The organism is Enterococcus sp. DIV0703 (genome assembly GCF_051711065.1).
Classification (GTDB): Bacteria; Bacillota; Bacilli; order Lactobacillales; family Enterococcaceae; genus Enterococcus_B; species Enterococcus_B hirae.
Genome location: NZ_JBIOLX010000001.1, coordinates 1442618 through 1468272 on the forward strand (window position 1 = coordinate 1442618; position 25655 = coordinate 1468272).

Genomic DNA, 25655 nt, shown 5'->3' on the forward strand with positions numbered 1-25655 from the left:
CTCCTTAAGGTTTGATGATTTTTTTAGATTGTCGCATCATTTCAACAATATGATACATATTGGTCACTTCACCGACTTTACATTTTTCACTGAGATTATAATAGTTAAGACAGGCTCCACAAGCATAAATTTCTATCCCATTTTCCGCAAGAATCTGTAAATCCTCCAAGGAATCCGAGTTGTCGCTTACTAAATGGACCCCACCATTGTAGAAAATGATTTTTTCGGGCAAATCAGGTTGTTCGGTTAAAGAATAAATAAACATTTTTAATAATTGTTTCCCTAATTCTTTCGACCCTTGCCCCATCGTATTCGTGTCGACAACAACTATATAATTGTCTTCAATATCATTTTCTCTTGTAAGTTCTTGTTCATAAATAGAAGCTACCTCTCCTTTTTTCTTGGAGATACGTACAGTAAACGATTGTGCATCATTTTGCTCTACTTGATAATCATAACCTAGTTGTCCCGCCATTTTTTTTAGGTTTTGTGCAGCAATCTCATTATCGACAGTTGTTTCTACTGTATCGTTTTCTTCCAAAGCTTTCTTTGTTTCAATCACTGGAAGGGGACATACTTTTCCCAATGCGTTAATTTTAACCATTTTGATTCTCCTTTCCTTGTGTGGTTAATCATGGGATCAGTTCGTTAGACTAATCGAACAATTTTTTTCTTAATAAACCATGATTTCTGCTGTCTTTTTTTTCGTAACAACGCCAAAATCTTTGGCTAAGATATTGGCTGATTTCAGCTCTTCTTCTAATTTTTTTGCTTCTTTAGCCGGGATACTTACCAATAATCCTCCAGATGTCTGTGGATCATATAGCAACTCTTCGATCCCTAAGTCATCGACATAAAAGGCCATCTTTTTTTCCATAAAATTTCGGTTTCGTTGTCCTCCAGCAGTAAAAAGAAAGGCTTTTGCTCCTTCATAAGCTTCTTCAAAATATGGCAGTTTTTCTGAATAGATTTCAGCTGAAAAATTGTCATGTAACATTTCATGAAGATGTCCTGCTAACCCAAATCCTGTTACGTCGGTACAACTAGTGATTGGATATTTTCTGATGATAGCCATCGCATATTTATTTAAGGTTTCCATACTTTTTGTTGCTTTGGCAAACCCTTCTTTGGTTATTGCCCCAGCGCTATAACCAATGGTAATAATGCTTACACCTAGAGGTTTTGTTAAGATTAAGTGATCTCCTTCTTGACAAGTATTATTTTTGTAAATATTGTTTGGATGAATTGTGCCAGTTACAGAAAGTCCATATTTGACTGAACGGTCATGGATTGAGTGCCCACCTGCTAAGATTCCACCTGCTTCTTGAACTTTTTCAGCCCCACCTCTTAAAATCTCTTTTAAAACCTGTAGTTCTTTTTCTTCAGGAAAAGCAACAATATTTAAGGCAGATAATACATCCCCTCCCATCGCATAAACATCACTCATCGCATTGGCAGCAGCAATTTTGCCAAATAAATAAGGATCTGTCACCATAGTAGGAAAAAAGTCTAACGTTTGAATAACTGCTAATTCATCGGTCAATTTAATAACGGCTGCGTCATCTGTTGCATCAAAGCCCACTAACAATTTTTCATCTTGGGATTTAGGGAGGTCTGCTAAAATATTCCCTAGATTTCCAGGACCAATCTTAGCATTACATCCACCACAAATAATTAATTGTTCGATTTCTTTTTTCATTGGCATCCACTTCCTTTTCATATAGTGTAATAATTGATGACTTTTCCTCTGCTGCTTACTGTTTCATTTTCTATAGTTACACCAACAATCAGAAAATAGCGGGCAAATCATTAAAATAACTATGCTAGTTTGGTGTACTAAAAATGAAGAAGTGGCTGTACAGTTCTTTCCACTCCTTCACATTTTGCTACTAGATTAAGCTTTTCTATTTTTTAGAAAACATTCCTTTTCGCATATATGTAATTCCTGAGTAAATAATTACAGCAATGATTACCCAAGTCAGCATATTCAAATCTAAACTTGTGACGAATTTAACAGCAATAATTACCCCAATCACTCCACCAATCGTAATTGCCAAACTAACTTTACGCGCATAATCACCAGATTTAATAAAGTTACCTGAAGCAACGGGCATCAATCCTGCACAAGAAGCCATCATAATAGGAAAAGCAACAAGCGGACTTAACCCCAACATGTATACTAATGCCATGCATGGTGCATATAAACCTACGCCAATCGTCATTAATGCACCTAAAAGGAAATTACCTATGACGCCGATGATTAGCTTAAGACCTGTTAAAGCGGTCGCTTCATTTCCAGAGCCTAAGAGATCCAGCATTCCAGCTTGTTTTAGCCCCATTAAAATTGCTGTCACAATCAAAGCAAGTCCCATAAAAAACTGCACCTTTTTTTCAGGTAGCTTACTGACTGTTTTCGAACCCACAAACGAACCCACAATTGCTGCTGCAACTAATGAAAACAGAGTAATGGGTGATACTTTAACAACAGTAATGAAAATAAAAGCTTCAATGATTACCGGAATAGAGTGTGCCACATTGAGCGTTCCTGGTAATTGTCGATCGTTATCTAATTGCTTGGTAAATTCTAGTAACATGGTTGTTGGCGCAAAACTACCAATCCCTAATGTATCTAAAAAATCGGTAATTAACCCAATTGTTCCAGAAATAAGATAATTTCCTCCACCCCAATTTCCTTTATTTGCAAGTAAGTCGAGAACAAAAAAGAATAAGAAATAGAGTAATAAAACGCTTAATAAACCCAACAGTAGTTGTACCATGATACCTCCTTAATAGTAAGCAGAGTTTTACTAACCCATCATTTTTTGTGTAACCATCTGTAAATGGCTAGGACTAGAGAATTTAATTCATATTTTGGATGGTTATACCGTGTATTTTAATCAAGTAAAAATCCATTTTTTAATGAGTCTTTAGGATCCACAAGGAATTGATTAAATCCTGTAATATAAGCAGATCCCGTCACTTTGGGAATAATCGCTTGATAGTTTCCTACACGTGTTTCCTTTGTAATTTCTCCCTTAAACATCGTTCCTAAGATACTTTCATAGACAAAACTTTCACCAATTTTTAACTCATTTTTTGCATACAAAGTTGCTAATTTAGCACTCGTTCCCGTTCCGCAAGGTGAACGATCAACTTGTCCATCCCCGAATACCACGACATTTTGATAAGTAGCTTCAGGACTTTTAGCAGGACCATAAAATTCGACTAAGTCAACGGTTTTAATATGTTTTAATCGGGGATGTTGGATCTCGATATTTTGATTAATCGCTTCGCGGATTTTTAGACCTGCTTCAGTAAATCTTGACGCATTCTTCGCCTCAATGGTTAAACCAACTTCTTCGGCTTTTAATATGGCAAAAAAACTTCCGCCAAAAGAAATATCCACATGAACTGTCCCAATATCGGGCACACTCACTGCCACATTTTCTTTATATAGAAAGGATTCCACGTTTTCAAAAGAGACTGATTCCGCAGAGTAATCTTCATCCAGACGAACCTCTCCGCAAACAATCCCCGCAGGTGTATCTTGCGTTACTTTAACCACACGGGTGCCTTCTCCTACATCTACCCAGCCCAATTCTACAGCTGCTGTCATTGCCGCAATGGTGTTGTGACCGCACATATTTAAATAGCCACCAGAATCCATGAAAATAATCCCGTAGTCTGCCTCATCATGAACCGGTTCACAAATAAAAGCCCCGAACATATTTTTATGCCCTCGTGGTTCATGCATCAGCATTTTACGTAAATCATCTGCTTGTGTTTCCAGGTATATTTTTTTATCCGCCATCGTTTTTCCATGAAATTTAGGAATGCCTCCTACAATTAACCGAGCGGCTTCACCAGCTGTATGGGTATCTACTACTGATATCATTTTTGATACTTTCATACTAACCTCCACGTTACTTCAATTTTTGATTATCTTTACGCATCTTTAGTTTTATAAAAGCGAGCGCTTTAACTGCATCATAGAAAGTGATCGTATTTTCTCCAACCACTTCCGTTTCAATCCCTGCTTGTGATTTATTAAAATCCAGCACATATTTTGTATAATCATTTTCTACGACAAACTTGGCTTGTTTCCCAATAAATTTGAGCCCAATAACACTGATGCCACGACGACCTATTTCTTCTAGGGTATTGGCAAAATCGATGTCTGAATTTCCCCAACCATCTGTTGATAAAACAACGCCATCTGTAGCCATCGCTTCTAGCCAAGTAGCTGTTCGTTGTCCGACTAGATGCTTCATTTCATTGCTTTGAGGCGTGCCAATAATAATAACACCTTGGAAATCAATGTCAGGATCTTTGCTTAAAACATCCAGTAAAGGATCTTTAAAAAGGTGCATCGAAGTTTCTTTAGTTGATGGTCCTATTCCCATAAAAATCCCCTTTTCTAACAATTAGACCATTGAACGAATGGCACCATCACGATACTCATTGGCAGATAAAAAGATGGGCATATTATTCATATCGATAATCGAATGACCACCCTTAAACCCACTAGGTTCATCTGGAAATAATAACATATCGTACATCGCACCTTGGCCAGCTACCTGCTTGACCAACGTCACTTTTGGCTTTCCCGGATTTCTTTTTTCTTCATAGACATGTGTTTCCGTTGCTTCCTTACCATCTAGCAACTTTAATTGTTCTCGGATTTCCTGTAGATAATTGTCAACTATCCGAAACAATTTTAAACATAACTCACGATCGAAAGGTGTTCCTTTCTTGACAAGTAAGTCAATCAAAATAATGTAATCCTCTGCGTTAGGTGTGCCCGGTCGATTTAAAAATAAATGATCACGCAATACACCATCAGAAGAACCAAACTCATGGAGCTGTTCACCCTCATCGATTGTGCCGGTCATTATGACCGACACTCCCGTTAATGTATGGGTGATACCCGTCCCCAAAACGCCTAATACTTTAGCAGAAATTGGTAAAATATCCATGATAGTATTTGTTTTTAGGTCTAACTGATCCGGCTCTAACAATCGGATCGTCAAGGATTTGACATCCTCACACAGACAATCAAATTCAGTTTTTATCTGTAGTTGATTGTGATCAAGCTTAAATTGATTTCCTATGGAAACTTTTTCCATATGGAAAACTTTCATTTTTAATGTTTCTCCTTGCATGCTGATCCCTCTTTACACATGAGCGATATATTCATAAGGTAAGGGCACAATTTTCCCTGGTGTTTCAATTGAAACTAGGCTTTCTAAAGTATCTTTTAAGATACCTGTTTGCATGTCAATATTATGTGGTTCTCCGGCATTAGCGCCCATCGGTACACGTGGTGCTACAGCTCTAGGTGAACCATTTTGCCGTACTACTGGTGGTAATGCGGCGATTAAAATAGTAGGAATACCTGCTTCCTCAATTGCTCTCTGCACGATCACGGCAGTTCTATGACAGGTCCCTCAACCAGCAGTTAAAACAACTGCGTCAACTTCTTCTTCTACGAGTTTTTGTGCGATTTCTGGTCCCGTCTGTTCATTAAAGGCATCTTGGTCACCGCCGCCTCCCATAAAGCCATAATGTACAGGGGCAGCTTCTTTAATAAAGCCGTCTTTTACTAATTCATGTAATCGGTCAATCGGAAACATTGCATTGACATCCCGATTAACGTCTGCGTTGTCATATCCACCATGTGAGACCATTAAATCTTCACTTGGTACTCCATCTGGAATCTCACGATACGTTGTGTCTCCTGCCAAATTAAAACGTGTATCACTTTTTAAGTGGACACCAGCTGCCGTTGCTAAAGCAATCCGCATCTCTTTCAGCTCTTTTTTAACGGGCGTAAAGACGGATTTAGGTGTGATTGGTACAAAAATTTCTGACTGTAATCCTTCGAATACTGTTAAACTCATCTACTCATTTTCCTCTCTCATTTTTATTTTCTTCTGTTGATTTTTTAAACGGCGACGTTCATGTTCTGTGATTGCTTCCACGTAATGAGTATTGGCTGCTTCTTCCAAAACCTCTGGATAACTCATCAAAAATCCAACTTCTTGTCCTATTTTTAAATCGTACTCTGAAATAATCATGCGCCGCGGAATTTTTAATTGACCTAGTCGTCCTTTGATATCAATAGTTACGCTCGCATCTCGAACTTCAACAAGTATTCCTTCAAACATTTGTTCAGTAGAGACATACTTTAATTTTTCGATTCTATCCATTTTGCACCTTATTTTATTCTTTTTCATAAATTTCTTGACGTTTTTTACTTTTCGGCAAAGATTGCTCATTTTCTTCCAGGTCTATTTTTCTTCCTGTTGTTTTTTCGATAATCTCAATGTTGTTTTGTTTGACATTCGGATTCCATTTACGTTCAGCTGGTTTAATTGTTCCTCCACCCATTAACGTTTTTAACATAGCTAAATCACGAATGGCGTCTTCTCTACACAAGGTATTATTTGATAAAATTTCATTTTCAATCCCTTGTTTTGATTTATTATTATCAACCATTGCGCCCATTTCAGAATTACCAACAACTAAGGCTCCTTGAACAGCACTATAAGAGTCGCCAACCACTTTGATTCCACGTTTTCCAATTTCTTCCATGTGAGAAGCGAAATCAATATGATTATTTCCGAAACCTTCAGTGGTTACAATGGCACCATCAATGTCCATGGCTTCGACAGTCATTCCTAAACGTTTTGAAACATAATATTTTTCAGTATTCGCTTGTGGAGAGCCGACGAACATAACACCGACTAAATCAATTTCTTCATCTGCCATTGCTTCTTTAACAAGCGGTTCCCGCCAATAATGGCGTGAAGTTTCTTTCGAAGCCGGTCCAATACAAGTTAACGCATGGATTCCTCCATCTAATACTTCTGTTGGTGCCAATAGGATTGGCAAATTGCCAAGGTCAACATTTGGTTTTGCGCCAAATGTTCCAACTGGCTCGATGGGCATAATCAAATTATCATGCATCGCACCTTGCCCCATTATTTCTTTGATGATCAAAACTTTCTTATTGCCAATTCGACGTTTCTGTATAATTTCTTCTGAATGTATCACCAATGATTCATCCGCTTTTTTGAGGGCTTCACGAATTTCTTGAGTGATGTAATCAGAAGCTTTGTGAGCGGCTAGCGGACCCGGACGTTCCATATTCGCGTGTTCTTTGATTGTCACTTGGGTTTTAATAAAGATTTCTCCTTTATCTGGTGCTCCAGGTCGTCCCCACATGATGTTACGATCTAATTCTCCTTCAGAAGAACCAAATTCACCGATTTGAACTCCATTAGCATCCGTCCCTGTAACAACCATGACGACACCATCCAGTACTCGGGTAATTCCATGCCCAAGATCGCCTTCAACTTTTGCGGCAATTGGCTGAACGTCCATAATCGTTTCACTATATTCAGTGTATTTATCTGGTGTAATGATTTCTAAAGTCATATCTTCAACGAGCTGTTCCAGTTCAACTGCTTCAGCACAAATTTCTGTCATTTTTCGTAAAATTAAAGTTGTTCCTTCGATTTTTGTTTCTTCCCCAAAAATCACCTGATCAATTTTTAGATGATCATGTCGTACAGAACGAATCACTTTTTCTTTCACCTGATTTGAGTTTTCCAAAACCGGTGATGGTATTACTGGCGTTACTTGCTCAGGAATCATTGATTCCGGTGCAGGATTTACCGTTTCGGTTAACTGAGCAGCCATCATTAAAGGAAGCTCTAAATCAATTCCTTTTCCTTCAGCAATATGAATTTTAATAGTCTGACCACTTGTTACAGAAGATGAAGCAGTTTGAATTGGCGTCGCAATTGTTTCAGAAGTCTCAACTTCTTTTTTTTCATTTAAATGAACTTCTTTCATTCCTTCAGATACACCTTCCAGTAATTCTTTTGTCAATGGAATCAACGCATCCGTTGTTTCTTTTAATGTTGTACCAAGTACTTGTTCAATTGTTAACACATCTTCAGAAAATTCAAGCAACCCTGATTCTTCTAGATCAAGAAAAATTGCGGGGTCCTCTAGATTTTCTGGCGTAATCACTGTGCCTGCTTCCGCACGACAACAGAGTACAGCTAGATCTTTTGCATGTTCTTGGGCAGTTTCAGCCGTAATAGACATTCGTTAAATCCTCCTAAAATTTAAATTTATTTCGTTGTAGGTAATTTACGATATAGTCTGTGCCCATCTGCCCGAAGTACATGATCTGTATGATGATAAACCGGAACTCCTAACCTAGGAGCTACACCAATAACGGTGTTCGTTCAATCAGAACAAGTTCCAGTCATCACAACTTCAGCACCTGCTTTTTTCAAAGCAAAGACTGTTTGTGCTTGTCCTGGACATATACCCGGCAAGGTACATCTATATCTTCCATTCACTTTTACCATTCGCTTACAGCGTTGTGTAGCAACAACTTCAGCACCCATGTTTTCAGCTATTTCAGTCATTCTTTCTTCTGAACCGCCGCATTCACAAAGTAATAGTCCTATTTTTCGATGTTCTTGAGGAAATGGCATAGCAACCAATACCCCTCCGCTGGTTTTCGTAATGGGGGTTTCTTCCGTGCCGCTATGACCAGTCATTGGTCCACCGATCACAATTTCTCCATGGGGCTCAATAAAACCTCCAACTTGATCAATTAATTGCTTGACAGGAGTTCCAATTGGGGCATCTTTAAAGACTGTTTTCTTTTGTTTTACACGACCAGATACCGTAAGATCTTTATCAATAAATGGTTTTCGCTGTTCAATCGCTTCGACAATGCGTTTAATTGTTTCAACATTATCCACTACTGCTCCGATTTCGATTGGCAGTTGACCAGGGTCTAAAGTGATGTTCAACACTTCACGAATCACTACACGTTCATCGCCTGCAGGATAGATGTCAGGTAATTGGTAAACATCTATTGTCGGTTCATTGTTGGTAAACTTTAACAATTGTATGACTAACTCTCGATGTTTTCCTTTAACGGCAATGATTCCTTTGGGTGCTTTCGTAATGCTCATGCAATACTTTATTCCACGAATCAATTGTTTGATTTGACTTTTCATTTGCTTTACATTGTGAAGTAATAAAGCTTCACATTCTGCACCATTTGCGATAAAGATGCCTTCTGGTATTTCACAAGATAATTTTATATCTGTCGGAAACCCAGCTCCACCAGCTCCGACAATTCCGGCTTCTTTGATTGCTTGAATATAAGAGGATGTTTCTGGAATAGGAAGATAACTTGAAAAATTTTGCTTTTCATCAATCTTTAGCACAATCTGATCGTTGGTTACTTCTGATACAACGCCTGAAAAGCTAGAATGAATGTTTGCTCCTAATCCATCTGGTTTAGCAATTTTTTGTCCACGTTGCACATATTCGCCTGTTTTTACCATACTCTTTGATGAAGCGCCTACATGTTGTTTTAATGGTATAAGAATTTTTTCCACTCTTTTCACCTCCCTTGTTTTACTTGAACTTGAGTAAACTAGCCACCCACAGCTCATGTTTATAATATCACAATATGGAGGTTTGATGAACGATTTATTTATAAACAATTGTTATTTATAGTTCTATAAATGCTTTTATAACAACGAAAATATATGTATTGTTTTTTATTTAAATATAGATAAAAAATAACAACATGTACTTAATGATTATATACATAGAGTGAGAACTGATGGAAAAAATTTTTTTCACTTTATTGAACGACACATATAGTCTATGCAATTTTGATTATCATAATTTTTTCATTTTCATTCATCAAAAAATACAGTTTAGCACGGTTGCTCTTTCAATATCTGTTCTATTCTATTGGCAAAATCAGCTCGATAATCATCTCCTTTTTAGCTAATAAAAAATCAAAAAAATATGTTAGAGAGCATTAGACATTTTCACAATAAAAAAGGGACTGGGACAAAAGTTGTCTCAGTCTCTTCTAGTATCTCTAAAAACGAATAAACGGCGTTCAAACATCAGCTCCTTGAAATAAGCCTGAATTTTTCAAAACATGAGAAGCTGTTTCAAAAAATTCTTTCTTATTGTCATCAGAGCTACCCGATGTTTTTACGACCTCTGATTCACGGCGTTCAAGAAGCAACTCCTCAATAATAAGGGAGGAGCTAAACGCTTCTTTCAAAGCCTCTTTTCATGCGAATCTTAATTAATATTTTTTATTAGGTTTCTCCCCTTATGCACGATGCATTGGAAGATCATTATTACTTGGTTGAACAAGTAAGTATTGGATAACATCAATGTTACTTGATTCAAAAGATGCTGCACAAGCTTGAAGGTAAAGATCCCACATTCGATAAAAGGAATCGCCCATAGTTTCTGTTACCTTGTCTTGTACTTTATGGAAATTATTTGTCCAATGTTCTAAAGTAAGCTGATAGTCCCGACGCAAACTTTCTAAATCAATTAACTGTAAATCATTATCCGTAATATCTGTTACGATTTCTGCTAATCCTGGAATGTATCCACCCGGGAAAATATATTTGTTGATCCAAGCATTAACTGCCCCACCTTGCTGACGAGTAATACCGTGAATCAACGCTGTTCCTTTAGGAGCTAGTAATTTTTGGATGACACCAAAATACTCTTTTAAGTTGTCTGCTCCCACATGTTCAAACATCCCGACACTTGTAATATGATCAAACGTTTCATCTTTTAGATCACGATAATCCATTAATAAGACCCGACATTTATCTTCCAGATGTTCTTCTTTGATCCGATTAGTAATATGGTTATATTGTTCTTCACTCAAGGTAATACCAGTTGCTTTTACATTGTATTCTTTGATAGCTGTAAACATCAAGGTTCCCCAACCACAACCGATATCTAATAACGTATCATTATCCTTGATAAAAAGTTTATCTAAGATGTGGTGGACTTTATTGATTTGGGCTTGTTCCAATGTATCTTCAGGTGTCTCAAAATAAGCACAAGAATAGGTTAATGTTGGATCTAGCCACATTTCATAAAAATCATTTCCTAGATCATAATGTGCATGAATATCTGCTTGATTTTGTTTTTTTGTGTGTTTTTGCTTTTTAGGAAGCCATTTTAAATAGTCGCTCCCTCTTAAAAAGCTGTTTGCTTGTTGGTAAGCATCGTTGATCAACGCTTGAATACTTCCCTCAATCTCAATACGATGATCCATGTAAGCTTCACCTAGAGCTAGAGAGGCGTTATTTGTGATTTCTTTCATTGGTATTTCTTCATGGATCTTAATTTTGATTTGGGGAGGATTGTCAGTATCTCCATAGCGTTTTGTCGTACCATCCCAGTAAGTAACTTCGACTGGAAGGGAGAAAGAACGTGAAAATAATTGATTATATACTGTTTTTTCTAACATGATTTTCCTCCTTAGAATTGCTACTATTTAACGTTAATACTAAAAATTAAAAGAATCAACTCAGAAGGGTATTTTTCAGAAAAAAATCTTTGTTACCTATCAAATTTTCATTATTTTCACATTTATTTTCTCATAATTAGTTGATGATCTTAGGCCTTGACTTCATCTTTAAAGCCAGTTTTAGCAAAAATCCATAGCAATAAAAGAACTGAAACAGTTGATTGAATACCTAACATCAAAACAAAATCAAAATAAAAGAATCCAACAATCGTGGCAATAATGGAGCCAACTCCAATCACATTCAACATTAAATTGGCACTTTCTTTGAATGTTTGGATGGAAGAAAAACGACTCTTTCTAGTTAGCCATAAAAAGAAAGAAGCACCAAATAAAATGAAGCTAGTCATTATAAATAAGATGATTCCTAAACTCATACTATAAGATAAAATAATCATTGGACGATTACTGGCGTAAAATTCCTGTTCTAAAAATGCTTGAAACTCTTGTGGCGTTCGGACTGATTCGGGATTGAAAGACGCTTGGTAATTCATTTGATAGGTTCTTATACGCCCCTGTTCTTTTTGCTGGATTGTCCAATGATTTTTTGCGAAATCAATAAAGGCGTTTTTTTCGTTTTTTTGTTCTTTCGTCAATCCTGACCCAATCAGTATTTCGTTATTCTGATAAATCGTTATTGGTGAGTGATTTATTTGCCCATTCTCCATGGGTAATTCTGAAAATTTATTTACTCCATCTTGATCAATTAGTTGGTGAACTGTCAAAAATTGCTCCATAGGGATTGCTTTTACCTGATTGGTATAATACATGGTAATCGGCATAACCATCAACGCGACCAAGAAAAGAAAGATCAGACTCAATTTAGGCCATGACAACTGTCTTCTACCAGCAAATAGACGTCTAGGACTATTTAAATGAGAAAAGTAATTCAAAGGAAATGTTTGCATCAACACCTGCTCCTAACCTTTTGTGCCACCAGAAGTCAAACCAGTGACAAAGTTTTTTTGTAAAAAGAAGAACAATAAACAAATCGGTAATGCAATGAGGATCGCTCCTGCGGCAAATAATGAAACCCGTTGATTTGTCACATCAGAAATGAATGTTTGCAAACCAACTGCCACTGTTTGATTTTCTGGTGTGCGTAGTAAAAATTTAGCGAGCATGAAGTCTCCAAACGGTCCCATAAAGGCCCACAATGCTTGAACGGCAATCATTGGTTTAACTAACGGTAAAACGATTTGTAGAAAAATCCGGAAATGACCAGCTCCATCTAATTTAGCAGATTCATCTAAATCAAGTGGAACAGTATCAAAATAACCTTTCATTAGCCAAGTATTCATCGGAATTCCCCCACCAATATAGATCATTGTTAAGAACCAGTATCGATCTAAGGCGTTAAGTAGAAAAGCCATGACGTAAAAAGCGGTCAATGCAGCCATCGTTGGAACCATTTGAATCACCAGGAAAAACATCAAGCTTGATTTGCGTCCAATGAAACGGTAACGACTATAAGTGTAACCAGCCAAAGTTACCACAGTCACTTGGATAACCATTGTTAAAATGGAAATAATCAAGGTATTTTTATACCAAGTACCATATAACGTTTCTGAGAATAGCCGTCTAAAATTTTCTAGTGTCCAGTCACTGGATAAATCCAGACTAAAAGCAGCGATATTACCTGATTTAAATGCTGTACTGGCTGTAATCAACAATGGATAGATAATGATGATCGACAAAAGAATCAAAAAAACATAGGTCAAGAATTGTGATAATCTTCGTTGGAATTTAGCACTTGAATTAAATTGTTTCATCGCTTAGTCCTCCATATTAAATGCATTAGTCTTTTTAAACACAAGTAAAGAAACACAAATGACAATTGCAGAAATAATTAGTGTAATGGCTGAAGCCATGGAGTATTGTGGCGAGGTTCCTGTCGTTAGTTTATAGATCCAAGAAATCAAGATGTCTGTTGAACCTGCGCCCCCTCCTACACTTCCAGGACCACCGTTGTTAAATAAATAAATCATCGAGAAATTGTTGAAATTACCAGTATACTGAGTAATAAACGTTGGCGCTGCTACTAGAAAAATAGCCGGTAACGTGATATTAGAGAAACGTTTCCAAGCATTTGCACCATCGATTTTTGCTGCTTCATATAAATCTTCAGAAATGGATTGTAAAATACCTGTTACCATGACATAGATATAAGGGAATCCTAACCACCCTTGAACCATAATGATCGCAACTTTCGTCCAAAATGGATCAGTTTTCCATGAAATCGCGCTAATGTCTACGAATGGCAGATGATTGATAAAAGGAATCACTTGGGTGTTGATCGCCCCCACACTATCATTGAAGATATTAGAGAAACTCATAATTGTTATAAATGCTGGTACCGCCCATGGTAAAAGGAAAATAATACCAAAAAAACGTCTAAATTTAATAAATTTTTGGTGAGCAATAACGGCTGTAAAAATACCTAATGTGATTTGAAGTGTCGTTGCACATAGTGTCCAAATAACAGTCCAAGAAAACACAGAGAAAAAGGTATTACGGTAAGAACTTAAGAAGAAGATACTAAAAAAGTTTTTTACTCCGATCCAATCAATCAAACTAGCAGGTGGGATATGTTTGAAATCATAGTTGGTAAATGCTGTAAATAATGTGACTAGAACTGGAAAAATAATCGTAAAAATCATCAAAAGATAGGCTGGAAGTGTAAGCAAATAAGGAAAACCCTCATCACCAATATTATGTATAACTTCCTTCATCGTTCGGTTGATTTTCTTACCTTCTTTGCGTAAAACTGCGACACGTTTGGCATCTAACAGATTCAGTCCATAGAAAATAAAAAAAATAACCGTAATGATTAGTTGCAGCGTTCCTTGAATCAAAATAAATAAGGAGTGATCCTCCATCGGAACCGTTCCCAGTGTGACTAAGCCAATCAAAGAGTGGAAGCCACCAACTATCAGTTGTAGAATAAATGCTACGAAAATACCTAGAAATACGATTCCTTTGAACGCTTGACCATTAGCAAATTGCCCTAAGCCAGGTATGAGAGACATAAGTGTAATTTTTCTTACATTGATATTATTTTGTTCGTCTTGCATAACGATACCCCCAGTACTACTATTTTATTCTTTGCGCAAGGAAATGAATCAGTCGGCTATCCATAATAGCCATCTATAAGTAACTATTCATAGCAGTTATACATAGTAACTATAAATAGTAACTATAAATAGTAGCTATCCATGACAGTCATCAATAATTGCTATCAAAAACCATTTTCCATTCATTTGTAGTCCTCACTCAGTTGCTATAAAAAAACTCTGCTCGTGGATGTTATTCACACGAATCAATGTGAAACAGTTAAAGAAAATACACCGTTCAACTGTTTCACCTATTGATCCATGACTTGTTTTATGATTTGGTTGACCAAATGAGATTTAGTGGTCTACTATCACCACATCTAGTAAAAATATCCATTTGATCGTGAATAGAGATCGCTTTGTTACTTTTAATATTTTTGCTCAATCGCTTCTTTTATGGTTTTCACTGCTTGGTTAGCAGATTCTTTTGGCGATTTAGAACCTGAAGCTGCATCAAACATTAAGTTTTCAGCACCAGTCCAAACTTCAGCCATTTCTGGAATATTTGGCATTGCTTGCGCAGTTTCATACTGATCAATCACCGCAGTTGTCAATTCATCATTTTTTGATTTAGCTGTTTCACGTGCCGCTTGATTAGCTGGGATCTCATTGACCATTTCAAAGAATTTTTCTTGATTTTTTGTGTTTGTCACATAGTCTAACCATTTTTGTGATAATTCTTTGTTTTTAGAATAGTTACTTGCTACCCAACCTTTTCCTCCACCAAACGGTTGATAAGATTCGCCGTTGTTCAATGTTGGAATTTTTGCTACCCCATAATTGATTTTGTTGTCTTTATAAGTTTGTGCTTGCCAAGGACCATCAATGATTGCTGCTGCTTTGTTAGACATGAATTGTTGGCTAACGAAATCGCCTGCACTCTTGATATCTTGCATCCCTTTTGGCCAAACATTTTGGAACCAGTTTGTAGCATAAGTGATTCCTTCGATTGATCCTGCATTATTTAGACCAATATCTGATGGATTAGTTCCGTTGTCACCAAAAACATACCCGCCATAGCCTGCTAGTAAACCATAAGAATAATAGAAATCAGTCCATTTTGCTAAGAATCCAGTGTTTTTTCCTGCTTCTGATTCAAAGGCAAAGCGTTTGTCTTTGGCTAGATTTTCTAATTCTTTGAAAGTGGTTGGTGCTGCATCTACTAGATCCTTGTTGTAGTACAAGACTAATGTTTCGATCACCGCTGGTTCGCCGTAAATTTTTCCATCATAGGTCACTTGTGCTTTATCTGTTTCATCATAGTCGGCTTCATTTCCTAATTTGACTTCCGCTAAATGGCCTTGTTGTCCTAACGCACCAATTCGATCATAGGCTGCCATCATCACATCTGGTCCTTTACCGGCAGGTCCATCCAAAGAAAGCGCTTCTAATTGATCGAACATATCTTTTTCAACTAGCTTGATTTTGACATCATTCTCTTTTTCAAAATCACCCTTGATCTCATTGATGTAATCTTTATAACCAGAATCTACCGATACAGTTAATGTTTTTTCATCATTTTCACCGCTAGCTGTATCAGCTTTTCCATTACCACAAGCTGCTAATCCACCTAAAATACCAAGTGACAATAAACCCAACCCTAATTTTTTAACATAGTTTTTCTTCACTTTTTGTTCCTCCACTTCCATAAATGTTGTTTGTATAAAGAGTATACTGTTATAAAACGACAACTTGCAAACGCTTTCTGCATGTTACCGGTAACAAGTTATTCACACATCAAAATGAATCCGAATTGTTGAATTTCAGCTTTCCCATCATTTAATAATTCACTATTTTGGCTTAAGATAATTTCATTTTTCTGATCAACCAAATAACTTGTAGAAGATTGATTAAAAATAGCATGGATCTTTTGGCCGTTCAATTCACGAGAAAAATGAATCACGTCTTGACTATCATCAATTAGCTCCCAGCAAATCGTACCTGTGATTAAAATTTCAGATAATCGTTTCCGAAGATAAATCAATTCTTTAATAAAACCGTATAATTCCGTATCTTGTTGCTCTTTCTCCCAGATCATACATTTACGACAATCAGGATCATCTTCTCCAGTCAATCCGATTTCTGTTCCGTAATAAATACAAGGTGCGCCTTTTTGTAAAAACATGAAAGTAAGTACAGCTTTCATCAACTCTTTATTTCCATTACACAAGGTTAGGATTCTCGCAGTATCGTGGGAATCTAATAAATTAAATGTTCCTTCGTTTACTTGATCTTGGTACAGCATCTGCTGATGGTTCATGCCACTTGCCATTTGTGAAGCAGTGATTTTTCGTTTAACAAAATAGTCTTTGATTGAGTCTGTAAACGCATAGTTCATTACAGCATGGAACTCATCTCCTTGTAACCAAGCTTGGGATGAATGCCAGATTTCGCCTAAAATATAAATATCTGGTTTGATTGCAGTGACTTTTTCATGGAACAATTTCCAGAAATGATGATCGACTTCATTAGCGACATCTAAACGCCACCCATCAATATCAAATTCTTTCACCCAATAAGCAGCAATATCTAGTAAGTACGATTGAACCTCAGGATTTGCTGTGTTGAGTTTAGGCATGAAAGGTGTAAAAGCAAACGTATCATAAGATAAATTTGCTGCTGTTTCGGGTAAATTCGTCATTTGATAGGCATCCACTGGAAAAGAATGAATATGGAACCAATCTTTATAAATTGATTTTTCGCCATTTTTGATCACATCTTGCCATTGGGGCGAGTCGCTACCAATATGATTGAAAACAGCATCTAACATGATGCGGATGCCCTTTTTATGCGCTTTTTCGATTAATTCTTTTAACAAGCGTTCGTCACCAAAGGCTGGATCAACTTTCAAATAGTCGATCGTATCGTATTTATGATTAGACATAGCTTGGAAAATCGGGCAAAAATAAATACCGTTGATTCCCAAATCAACTAAGTAATCGAGGTGATCAATCACACCCTGTAAATCACCGCCAAAAAAATCATCTCGGTCAGGTGCTTTACTTCCCCATGGTAGCGTATGAGCTGGATCGTTAGTTGAGTCGCCATTCGCAAATCGTTCAGGAAATATTTGGTACCAAATCGTTTCTTTTGCCCATTGCGGCACTTTGAAACGATCAATTTCATGAAAATAGGGTATCCGGAAATAGTAATTTGCTTCTGCTAAGTTTGCTGGTTCATACGCAAAAATCCCTTGATCCCCGTAAAAACATTCTGTGCCATCAATCCCTACGATATGAAACCCATATTGTAACCTTCTAGTCGAGCTTGTTTTTTCCACTTCCCAGTAATCATGAACTAAAGTACTCAGACTTTTTTTCATTGGTATTTCTTCCAGATACCATTTTTGTGAATCAATCGTATAAGGATCGCCACTAATAAGATAAACTTTTTTTACATCGTCTTTACAGGTACGTAAACGAATTCTGAAAGTATCAGCTGTATATAAAAAAGCATATTCACTTTCCGGTCGATGATAAATTGCTGCGGTGTTCATGTATTTCCTCCTTCATATTTAAGATTACGTGTTCACTATAAAAGAGTGAACAACAAAAGACAACGCTTTCATTTATGTTATCGGTAACAGAATTCTGTTTCCCATGATTATCTCATCAAAAGGAGAAGTTAGGTCAATGGCGACATTAGCTGAATTATCGGTATTGTAGAAAGTGTAATTTTATACTCGCTACTTGCTGATTCATATAAAAAAAGTTCAACAAAAAGAAAGAATCCAAAAGAGAAAGAGCTGCTTTTGGATTCTTTCTGATTACTTGGTGTATCTCTACAACGACCACAGTGATCATATTATTTGTCAAACGTTTATTATTGAGAAAAAAGGAGTTCCTTTTTGTAGCAATAACGTTCGATTTTTTCTTGATCAAGGACTGCCCCATTGCCTTTTCCTAAGGGAACTGCAAGTTTCCCATCAGTGAGGCAAGCTTTATTTTTGATGATATCATCGTAGTAATAGCGATCTGATGCCGATATATCGCCAGGGAAAGTAAAGTCATTTTGGCTGGCAAATTGTATATTTAAGCAACGTCCTACTCCTGATTCAAACATTCCACCTAGCCACACTGTCAAGTTATGTTCACGACAAAATGTTACGATGGATAATGCCTCAGCGATCCCACCCACTCTGGGGATTTTTAGATTAATCCCACGACAACTTCCCAAGGTATGAGCGGTTTTAACATCATTTAGTGTACGAATATTCTCATCTAAACAAATTGGTGTTTTTAATTGTTTCTGTAAATACGCATGCTCGATAAAATCCCGTTGATTAAAAGGCTGTTCAATCATCGCTAGGTTTAATCGATCCAATTCTAACAATACCGGTAGATCCTTTAATGTATAAGCAGAATTGGCATCTGCCATCAAAAGCAAGTGAGGAAATTCCTTTCGTAATAAGGTTAATGGTTCGATATCGTAATCTGGTTTGATCTTTAACTTCAACCGCGTATAGCCTTGAGAAACATACATTCGAGCTTGTTTTAACAATTTTGCAGAATCTGTGTGGATACCTAAACTAATCCCAACTGCTAATTCTGTTTTCGTACTTTTGAAAATTTCTCGGAAACTGACATTCTTTCGTCTGGCATATAAATCCCAAATAGCTGTTTCCAAGGCTGCTTTTGCCATAAAATTCCCTTGCACTTTCGTCAATCGTCGCTGAACTTCGAAAGGCTCTTTGATTGGAGACATAGTAAGTAAAGGAATCAATTCATTTTTGATGATCAAGCGACTCATGTCGATCGTTTCTTCAATATAGTCCGCTTGTTGGAAAGAAACCAACTCTCCTACTCCTTGATTGCCTAATTCATCCTCGATTATCAATAAATCAAACGCTTTTTCAGTTAGAATTCCATAACTCGTTTCAAAAGGGGTAGTCAAAGGTAATTTAAGTTGTAATTGCTCGATTTTTCTAATTTGTATCACTTTTTTCTTTCTCCATTATCCATTGATTTACTAGGAAAACAAATTTCGTTGGCTGTTCTAGATGAATACAGTGTCCACTTTTGGGAACCAACGCCATGGAAAACAGACTATTTTCTTCAACCAATTTTTTTCCGATTTTTTGAAACTTATCATCATATTCTCCTGCTAAATAAAGGATCGGTCTTTGGATATTTCTAAGCGATGGCCAGTAATTCGTCTGTTGCCCAGTTCCCATGCACATCAAACTAAGCGCCAAACCAATTGGTTGTTGCATAAGTCTTCCTTGGCGAATCTTTCTTCTTGTCGAATCAGGTAGTTCTTTTTGACTTTCAAATAATGGAATCGATTCCCAATAATCCACAAAACTAGACAATGGTTCAGTCATGATCTTTTGCGCTAATAGAAGATCTTTTTTTTGACGTATGAGCCTTTCGCTAAGCGAATAGATGCCTGGTGTACCACTTTCCATAATGATGCCTAAAATTCCTTTTGGTTGTTCAATCAGCCAAGTTAACGCGGTACGGGCCCCCATGGAATACCCCAACAAATAAAAAGCATCGATCTTTAATTGCAAAACCAATTGTGCTAAATCTTGAACAAGTAATGGAAGCTTATAGCGATAAGGATGAACATAAACATCCGTCTTACCATGCCCGATCAAATCAATTGCTAAAACATTTAAATCTTGAAAAGGCAAAGAAAAGCTCATGGAAGTTCCGGTAAATCCGTGTAAACAAATGATAGTAGGTCTCATTGGAGATGTTCGCTGTAACCAACGATAAGCATAATTAACACCATTAATTTTTATTTTTCCCTCACTCATTTCGATTACCGTATCCCTCAATCATGTGTTGCCAAAGTTCTGCTGGTGCTTTTTGTTCGCCAACGACTTCAATCAACGTCCAAGTTGAATTTTCTTTCTCTTCTCTGTTGTCTTTACTGTCTATTCTTTCTCGACTTTCACAAACTATTTGTTCAAATTCAGTCAGCGATTTGGGCTTTTTATAAGCGCCGCAGTAGAGATCTGCCACTTTCTCCAAGTCTAGATGTAAGGGTGTTGAAAACAAAGGATCAAAAAAAGAGTTGTCTAGTTCCCTTTGAGGAAGGAAAGAAAAGATACCTCCCCCGTTATTATTCAAAACGATCACAGTCACCGGCAGCTCAAGTTCTTTGATTATTTGTAACCCATTCATATCATGAAACAAAGCTAAGTCACCAATCAGCAAAAACATCTGCTGTTTCTTAGCCGCACAAATACCTGCAGCTGTTGAAATAATCCCGTCAATACCATTTACTCCCCGATTCCCATAGACTGAAAATCGTTGTTTTGAAAAACCAGCGTAGCGATCAATAAAACGAATAGCATTACTATTGGACAAGAAGAGTGTTTCGTCAAACTTTAACAATTGAAAAAGACGCTTACTGGCATTGCTTTCGTTATAGGCCTCTAAGGGTAAGGTTGTTTCTATCGTTTGTCGGGCAAGCTTTGCTCTTTCTTGCCAATAGGATAACCAGTTTCTATCTGCATGAGTATGAAATGCTTCATCGCTCATGTTCTTAACCATGCTACAAAACGCCAGTGGATCAATTGGTAAAACATAATTACTTTGATGTAACCAGTCTTTCCAAGATTCGCTTTCATCAATGATGACATGAGTCAGGTCTTTTGACTGCTTTAAATAAAGCATGAGGTTTTTGGCCAATGGCAAGTTACCAAACTGCCAAACGATTTCGGGTGTTTCTAAGCGTTGATCGGCAAAGATCAAATCAACATGAGAAATATAATTGTCGCTTTCTTTCCCGCAATTTCCTAAATTTGTAAGTGGATCACCAAGAATAGGCCATCCTACGATTTCAGCTAGTTCAATCATTTTCGTTGCCTGTCGTGTGGTCAATTCTCTTCCAACAATAATCAACCCTTTTTTGGTCAACCAAGAATCAAGTTCTGGTAACGAAAAGGAAGTTACTTTATTGATCGTTTCCCCTTTTCTTGAATAATGACGTGTAAATGATTGTGATAAATCCGGCAGTAAAGGTTCTCGAAAAGGTAGATTCACATGTACAGGTCCTTTAGGAATTTTTATTGCAGCAGCCGCACTCTCCCAACCTTGAAAAAACGCATATCTTTCAAAAGATTCTCCTTCTTCTGGCAAAGCCATTCCGATATACTTTTTGACATGGCTTCCATACAAATGTTGTTGATCCATCGTTTGTGGTGCTCCTACGCCTTGCGCCTCTGGTGGACGGTCAGCGGTCAACACAACGAGTGGAACATTTGACGCCTCAGCTTCACAAATGGCTGGATAATAATTTGCTGCAGCAGTTCCTGATGTGCAAATCAGACCCACAGGTTCCTTTTGTGCTTTTGCTAAACCAAGCGCAAAAAAAGCAGCCGAACGCTCGTCCACATTGATATAGCAATTGATTTCCGGGTCACGATAAGCCAATAAGGCCAGTGGTGTCGAGCGTGATCCTGGGCTAATGACCATTTCTTTTAATCCACTTTCTTTCAATCCATGAATAAATGCTAATAAATAAGCAGTCAGCTCTTTTGTGTTCGTCATTCTTTTACACCTCGAATCATCGGTTGAAATTTTAGAGCAGTTTCTAAGTATTCCGCTTCAGGCGTTGAATCTGGCACAATTCCACAGCCAGCATACAACTGGACCTCAGTATCACTCACTACTCCAGAACGAATACCAACTGCAAATTCACCAACATCCTCAGTTAAACTACACCAGCCAATTGGACCACCGTATAACCCTCGCCCAATAGGTTCTTTTTCCGCTATCCAATCAATGGCTGCCTGTTTAGGAACACCGCCTAAAGCTGGTGAAGGATGTAGTTGTCGTATGACTTCTAAAAATGAGAAACCGTCCTGACGGCTCCCTTTCAACGTCAAACAAAGATGTTGAATGTCTCGGTTTTTTAAAAGACTTTTATCTGATACTGTTAGTTTCCCCTTAATAAATGAGTGCATCTGTTCTGTTAAACGTTCGACGACTAATTGGTGTTCTCCAATATTTTTAGAGTCTTTTAAAAGTTTTTCTCCCAATGTAACGTCTTCTCTTTCGTTTGAACTTCTAGCGATAGAGCCAGCAATGCTAGCGGTCAAGAAATGGGTATCAGTCGCCTGAAGCAAACGTTCAGGTGTTGCGCCAATAAACGCTTGACCTTTTGCTTCTAAAACAAAGTGATAGGTGTTTGGTTGTTGACTAATCAGATGAAGTAAGATTTTTTCAACAGAAAATTCTTTGCCAACTAATTGCATCTGTCTTGCTAAAACCACTTTTTTAAGTGCTGATTTTTTATTTGCTGTGACTTCGATCGTCTCTTCAACAGCTTTTAAGAAATGAGGAACAGCTACTTCAGTTTCTTTTAATATTTGACTTGGCGAAAAATCTGGGACACATCGCTCTTTCATTTCATTAATGAGTCTCATTTTTTCTTTAATAAACTCATCGAGTTTTTTTAAAGTTTTAAAATGATTCCTTGCGGTTATTACAACAGTTAGTTGCTGATGATTTTGCTTGATTAATAGTTCGGGTAGAATAAAATAGCCCTCTGCCAATTCTCCCCAAATAGGCGCTTGTTTTTTGTTTTCAGCATCGAAAGGTAATCCTCCAAAAAGAATCGGAGTCTCTTTTTCAGGAACCAGAAACGAAAGTTTTTTAAAAAACTCTTGTTTGGCATTTATCAGGTCTTCGGTGGACCAGTTTCCACGCTTCTTTAAAAGATTACGCCCAAACCCCAAGAAACCGACATTTTTGTCTGGCGTTTGCCAAAAGAAACGTGTGCCTTTAAAGTCACTTGCTTTTGCAAAGAGATTTGCTAACGGTTCATAAGGAATCTTAAAGCTATAACATACATAGTCAGCTTCAGGTACTTCCTGTAGATTTAGATTAAATAAGTTGGTAGTCAATATAGTTCACTCTTTCTTCTGTTAAAAAAAGTCGTTTTAATGGTTTTCCTGAGGCTGTTTTTGGTAGATCATTGATGACAAAAATTTCGTCAGGATGTTTGTAGGAAGCAAGTGGCTCCATGAGATTGCAAATTTCATTAACGCTGACCTTATCTATTAATTTCAAATAAGCTACTGGGCGTTGCCCCCAGTTAGGATCGGCTCTACCAATAACAATAGCCTCTGTAATTTTCTGACTTTTTAAAAAAATTGCTTCAATTTCAGCAGGGTAAATATTTTCTCCGCCAGAGATGATTCGCTCACTCATTCGACTAAGAATTTTTAGTTCACCACTATCTGTTAAATAGCCCCAATCACCAGTACAAAACCAGCCCTCTTTCGTCCACGAATGTCGATCTCTTCCGTTGAGATATCCTTTAACGATCGACGGACCTTTCAAAAGAATTTCTCCAGATTCATTCGCTTGATCTGTCCCATCGATTTTAATTTGCACACCCATTAGCGGACGACCAACCGTGTCTTTAAACTTTGAATGTATATTGATTTTACCTGCGACAACTTGGGAACATGTTTCTGTCATGCCATAAGACAACATAACGGGTAGCTTCAACTGGCAACAGTCTTTAAGTAAGGTAGATTCAATCGGACCGCCACCTAATAAAACTTGCTTCAAAGAAGAAGGATAACCGTCTTCTGGTACAAACGGCAACAGATCTTTTAACATTTTCGTGACTAACGACAAATAAGCGGTTTTTTCGCTTAAAATCAGTTGGTTGACTTCTGATGGGTGAAATTTTTCACATAAATGAACGCTAATTCCTAAAACAAGGGAACGTAAAAGAATCGATAAACCACTGATATGGTACAACGGGACGCAACAAAGCCAATTCTCGCCAGACTCGATAGCCATACTTTTTTGTGTAGCTAGGCTACTTGCTTGATGGTTTGAAAAAGTTTGAGGTACTCCTTTTGGCTTTCCAGTAGTCCCAGATGTATACATGATCGAGGCTATTTGCTCCAATTGATAGCCGAAATCAATTGGTGGTTCATTAATTCTCCCGATTAGTTCCTTTTTTTTCGGGAAAGAAATGATGGTTACATTTTCAAAGGAAAAATGTTCAGGATGTTCAGTGATCAATAGTCGTGTATTGGCATCTTTTAACTGATAAGCTAGTTCTTCACTGGTTAACCTTGTATTTAGAAATTGGATCTCCATTCCTAATTCCCATAGAGCTAAGATCGACTGATACATCATTGTCTGATTATCGCTCAAAATGGCTACTCTTTTAATAGTTTTTTGTTGATTGCTTATAAAACGTTTGAAATAATAAGCAAGTTGCTGTACATAGTGATTCAATTCACTAAACGTTAGACAAACATCTTTCGTATAAAAGGCTGGCTGATCTGGCTGTTTTAATGCTTGTCGTTGCAACCAACTTTTTGGTTTTTTGTTAGGGAAATTTAGGAAATTGGTCAAAGTCAGGCTCTCTCTTTTCTTTGAATGCATCTCGTCCTTCTTGAGCTTCAGCCATTGTGTAGTACAGTAAAGTGGCATCCCCTGCTAATTGTTGGATCCCCGCGAGTCCGTCTGTATCTGCGTTCATTGCAGCCTTGATCATTCTTAATGCTAAAGGACTTTTCTTCAACATTTCTTCTGCCCACTCTATCGTTACGTCTTCAATTTCGGCTAAAGGTACCACTGTGTTGATCCAATTCATTGCTAAAGCTTCTGTTGCGGAATACTGTTTCGTCATAAACCAGACTTCTTTTGCTTTTTTATGACCGATCACTCGAGCTAGATAGCCTGATCCATAACCGCCGTCAAAACTTCCTACATTCGGACCTGTTTGTCCAAATTTCGCATTTTCAGCGGCAATTGTGATGTCACAAACAAGTTGTAAGACATTGCCCCCACCGATCGACCAACCTTTGACCATAGCAATCACAGGCTTTGGAATGACCCGAATCAAGCGTTGGAGATCTAGCACATTCAAGCGAGGGATTTGATCATCACCTACATACCCGCCATTTCCTCGAACTTTTTGATCTCCACCAGAACAAAATGCTTGATCTCCTGCCCCAGTTAAAATAATCACACCAATATCTTGCCGCTCTCGACAAATAGTAAAAGCTTCAATCATTTCAAACACTGTCTTTGGAGTGAATGCATTGTGTACTTGAGGTCGATTAATTGTTATTTTTGCTATTTTACCATGTTTTTCAAAAAGTATTTCTTCATAGTCTTTAATTGTTTGCCATTCTCTCATTTTATTCCTCCTCT

23 protein-coding genes are annotated in these 25655 nt (G+C 37.3%); all 23 read right to left on the bottom strand.

The genetic code is table 11. The annotated features are described in order from the left end of the window. Positions 1–4: 4 nt before the first annotated feature. The gene (yedF, locus tag IGK81_RS06550; RefSeq protein WP_034697998.1) at positions 5–604 is read right to left on the bottom strand and encodes a sulfurtransferase-like selenium metabolism protein YedF; all 600 of its coding nucleotides are present in this window, start codon (positions 602–604) and stop codon (positions 5–7) included. A gap of 69 nt (positions 605–673) precedes the next feature. Further along, the gene (selD, locus tag IGK81_RS06555) at positions 674–1705 is read right to left on the bottom strand and encodes a selenide, water dikinase SelD (RefSeq protein WP_080704582.1); all 1032 of its coding nucleotides are present in this window, start codon (positions 1703–1705) and stop codon (positions 674–676) included. 199 nt (positions 1706–1904) lie between these two features. Further along, positions 1905–2777: a sulfite exporter TauE/SafE family protein gene (locus tag IGK81_RS06560; RefSeq protein WP_010737601.1), complete on the bottom strand. Its 873-nt coding sequence runs from the start codon at positions 2775–2777 to the stop codon at positions 1905–1907. A gap of 116 nt (positions 2778–2893) precedes the next feature. Beyond that, the gene (locus IGK81_RS06565; protein WP_034698004.1) at positions 2894–3910 is read right to left on the bottom strand and encodes a proline racemase family protein; all 1017 of its coding nucleotides are present in this window, start codon (positions 3908–3910) and stop codon (positions 2894–2896) included. Positions 3911–3923: 13 nt separating this feature from the next. Beyond that, complete coding sequence (locus tag IGK81_RS06570; protein WP_034698007.1) at positions 3924–4403, bottom strand: glycine/sarcosine/betaine reductase component B subunit; 480 nt, start codon at positions 4401–4403, stop codon at positions 3924–3926. Positions 4404–4424: 21 nt separating this feature from the next. Beyond that, positions 4425–5162: a proline reductase cluster protein PrdD gene (gene prdD, locus IGK81_RS06575; RefSeq protein WP_034698010.1), complete on the bottom strand. Its 738-nt coding sequence runs from the start codon at positions 5160–5162 to the stop codon at positions 4425–4427. 12 nt (positions 5163–5174) lie between these two features. Next, positions 5175–5900 (bottom strand): D-proline reductase (dithiol) protein PrdB, encoded by a 726-nt coding sequence (gene prdB, locus IGK81_RS06580; protein WP_080292465.1) that lies wholly within the window; start codon positions 5898–5900, stop codon positions 5175–5177. Continuing rightward, a complete protein-coding gene (locus tag IGK81_RS06585) occupies positions 5901–6209 on the bottom strand; it encodes a CBO2463/CBO2479 domain-containing protein (RefSeq protein ID WP_010719135.1) in 309 nt (102 codons plus the stop codon). A gap of 13 nt (positions 6210–6222) precedes the next feature. Next, entirely contained in the window at positions 6223–8118 is a 1896-nt protein-coding gene (prdA, locus tag IGK81_RS06590; protein ID WP_034698016.1) for a D-proline reductase (dithiol) proprotein PrdA, read from the bottom strand. A 26-nt stretch (positions 8119–8144) separates the two neighbouring features. Next, positions 8145–9437, bottom strand: coding sequence for a proline reductase-associated electron transfer protein PrdC (prdC, locus tag IGK81_RS06595; RefSeq protein WP_269778944.1), 1293 nt, complete (start codon positions 9435–9437; stop codon positions 8145–8147). Positions 9438–9955: 518 nt separating this feature from the next. Beyond that, entirely contained in the window at positions 9956–10126 is a 171-nt protein-coding gene (locus IGK81_RS06600) for a hypothetical protein (protein WP_158000810.1), read from the bottom strand. Positions 10127–10177: 51 nt separating this feature from the next. Then, entirely contained in the window at positions 10178–11344 is a 1167-nt protein-coding gene (locus IGK81_RS06605; protein ID WP_010719132.1) for a class I SAM-dependent methyltransferase, read from the bottom strand. Between the two features lie 149 nt (positions 11345–11493). Further along, complete coding sequence (locus IGK81_RS06610; RefSeq protein WP_034698022.1) at positions 11494–12309, bottom strand: maltodextrose utilization protein MalA; 816 nt, start codon at positions 12307–12309, stop codon at positions 11494–11496. Between the two features lie 12 nt (positions 12310–12321). Continuing rightward, positions 12322–13173, bottom strand: coding sequence for a sugar ABC transporter permease (locus IGK81_RS06615; RefSeq protein WP_010719130.1), 852 nt, complete (start codon positions 13171–13173; stop codon positions 12322–12324). Positions 13174–13176: 3 nt separating this feature from the next. Continuing rightward, positions 13177–14475 carry a carbohydrate ABC transporter permease gene (locus IGK81_RS06620; RefSeq protein WP_010719129.1) on the bottom strand — a complete coding sequence of 433 codons (1299 nt, stop codon included), beginning with the start codon at positions 14473–14475 and terminating at the stop codon, positions 13177–13179. A gap of 407 nt (positions 14476–14882) precedes the next feature. Continuing rightward, a complete protein-coding gene (locus IGK81_RS06625; protein WP_034698025.1) occupies positions 14883–16142 on the bottom strand; it encodes an extracellular solute-binding protein in 1260 nt (419 codons plus the stop codon). Positions 16143–16240: 98 nt separating this feature from the next. Further along, positions 16241–18010, bottom strand: coding sequence for a glycoside hydrolase family 13 protein (locus tag IGK81_RS06630; protein WP_034698028.1), 1770 nt, complete (start codon positions 18008–18010; stop codon positions 16241–16243). Positions 18011–18336: 326 nt separating this feature from the next. Then, positions 18337–19449 (bottom strand): o-succinylbenzoate synthase, encoded by a 1113-nt coding sequence (menC, locus tag IGK81_RS06635; protein WP_034698527.1) that lies wholly within the window; start codon positions 19447–19449, stop codon positions 18337–18339. Continuing rightward, entirely contained in the window at positions 19439–20275 is an 837-nt protein-coding gene (gene menH / locus IGK81_RS06640; RefSeq protein ID WP_034698031.1) for a 2-succinyl-6-hydroxy-2,4-cyclohexadiene-1-carboxylate synthase, read from the bottom strand. The genes menC and menH overlap by 11 nt, the downstream gene beginning before the upstream one ends. Beyond that, the gene (gene menD / locus IGK81_RS06645) at positions 20268–22016 is read right to left on the bottom strand and encodes a 2-succinyl-5-enolpyruvyl-6-hydroxy-3-cyclohexene-1-carboxylic-acid synthase (RefSeq protein ID WP_034698034.1); all 1749 of its coding nucleotides are present in this window, start codon (positions 22014–22016) and stop codon (positions 20268–20270) included. The genes menH and menD overlap by 8 nt, the downstream gene beginning before the upstream one ends. After that, complete coding sequence (locus tag IGK81_RS06650) at positions 22013–23374, bottom strand: isochorismate synthase (RefSeq protein WP_034698037.1); 1362 nt, start codon at positions 23372–23374, stop codon at positions 22013–22015. The genes menD and IGK81_RS06650 overlap by 4 nt, the downstream gene beginning before the upstream one ends. After that, positions 23355–24881, bottom strand: a complete 1527-nt coding sequence (menE, locus tag IGK81_RS06655; RefSeq protein WP_034698039.1) for an o-succinylbenzoate--CoA ligase — start codon at positions 24879–24881, stop codon at positions 23355–23357. Before menE ends, IGK81_RS06650 begins: the two co-directional genes overlap by 20 nt. Continuing rightward, positions 24826–25641: a 1,4-dihydroxy-2-naphthoyl-CoA synthase gene (menB, locus tag IGK81_RS06660; protein ID WP_010719121.1), complete on the bottom strand. Its 816-nt coding sequence runs from the start codon at positions 25639–25641 to the stop codon at positions 24826–24828. The genes menE and menB overlap by 56 nt, the downstream gene beginning before the upstream one ends. Positions 25642–25655 lie beyond the last annotated feature (14 nt).

What these genes read in the sequence shown, in the direction of transcription:
- yedF (WP_034697998.1), bottom strand. Translation starts at nt 604, where the DNA reads ATGGTTAAAATTAACGCATTGGGAAAAGTATGTCCCCTTCCAGTGATT.
- selD (WP_080704582.1), bottom strand. Translation starts at nt 1,705, where the DNA reads ATGCCAATGAAAAAAGAAATCGAACAATTAATTATTTGTGGTGGATGT.
- IGK81_RS06560 (WP_010737601.1), bottom strand. Translation starts at nt 2,777, where the DNA reads ATGGTACAACTACTGTTGGGTTTATTAAGCGTTTTATTACTCTATTTC.
- IGK81_RS06565 (WP_034698004.1), bottom strand. Translation starts at nt 3,910, where the DNA reads ATGAAAGTATCAAAAATGATATCAGTAGTAGATACCCATACAGCTGGT.
- IGK81_RS06570 (WP_034698007.1), bottom strand. Translation starts at nt 4,403, where the DNA reads ATGGGAATAGGACCATCAACTAAAGAAACTTCGATGCACCTTTTTAAA.
- prdD (WP_034698010.1), bottom strand. Translation starts at nt 5,162, where the DNA reads ATGCAAGGAGAAACATTAAAAATGAAAGTTTTCCATATGGAAAAAGTT.
- IGK81_RS06585 (WP_010719135.1), bottom strand. Translation starts at nt 6,209, where the DNA reads ATGGATAGAATCGAAAAATTAAAGTATGTCTCTACTGAACAAATGTTT.
- prdA (WP_034698016.1), bottom strand. Translation starts at nt 8,118, where the DNA reads ATGTCTATTACGGCTGAAACTGCCCAAGAACATGCAAAAGATCTAGCT.
- IGK81_RS06605 (WP_010719132.1), bottom strand. Translation starts at nt 11,344, where the DNA reads ATGTTAGAAAAAACAGTATATAATCAATTATTTTCACGTTCTTTCTCC.
- IGK81_RS06610 (WP_034698022.1), bottom strand. Translation starts at nt 12,309, where the DNA reads ATGCAAACATTTCCTTTGAATTACTTTTCTCATTTAAATAGTCCTAGA.
- IGK81_RS06615 (WP_010719130.1), bottom strand. Translation starts at nt 13,173, where the DNA reads ATGAAACAATTTAATTCAAGTGCTAAATTCCAACGAAGATTATCACAA.
- IGK81_RS06620 (WP_010719129.1), bottom strand. Translation starts at nt 14,475, where the DNA reads ATGCAAGACGAACAAAATAATATCAATGTAAGAAAAATTACACTTATG.
- IGK81_RS06630 (WP_034698028.1), bottom strand. Translation starts at nt 18,010, where the DNA reads ATGAACACCGCAGCAATTTATCATCGACCGGAAAGTGAATATGCTTTT.
- menH (WP_034698031.1), bottom strand. Translation starts at nt 20,275, where the DNA reads ATGAGTGAGGGAAAAATAAAAATTAATGGTGTTAATTATGCTTATCGT.
- menD (WP_034698034.1), bottom strand. Translation starts at nt 22,016, where the DNA reads ATGACGAACACAAAAGAGCTGACTGCTTATTTATTAGCATTTATTCAT.
- menE (WP_034698039.1), bottom strand. Translation starts at nt 24,881, where the DNA reads ATGCATTCAAAGAAAAGAGAGAGCCTGACTTTGACCAATTTCCTAAAT.
- menB (WP_010719121.1), bottom strand. Translation starts at nt 25,641, where the DNA reads ATGAGAGAATGGCAAACAATTAAAGACTATGAAGAAATACTTTTTGAA.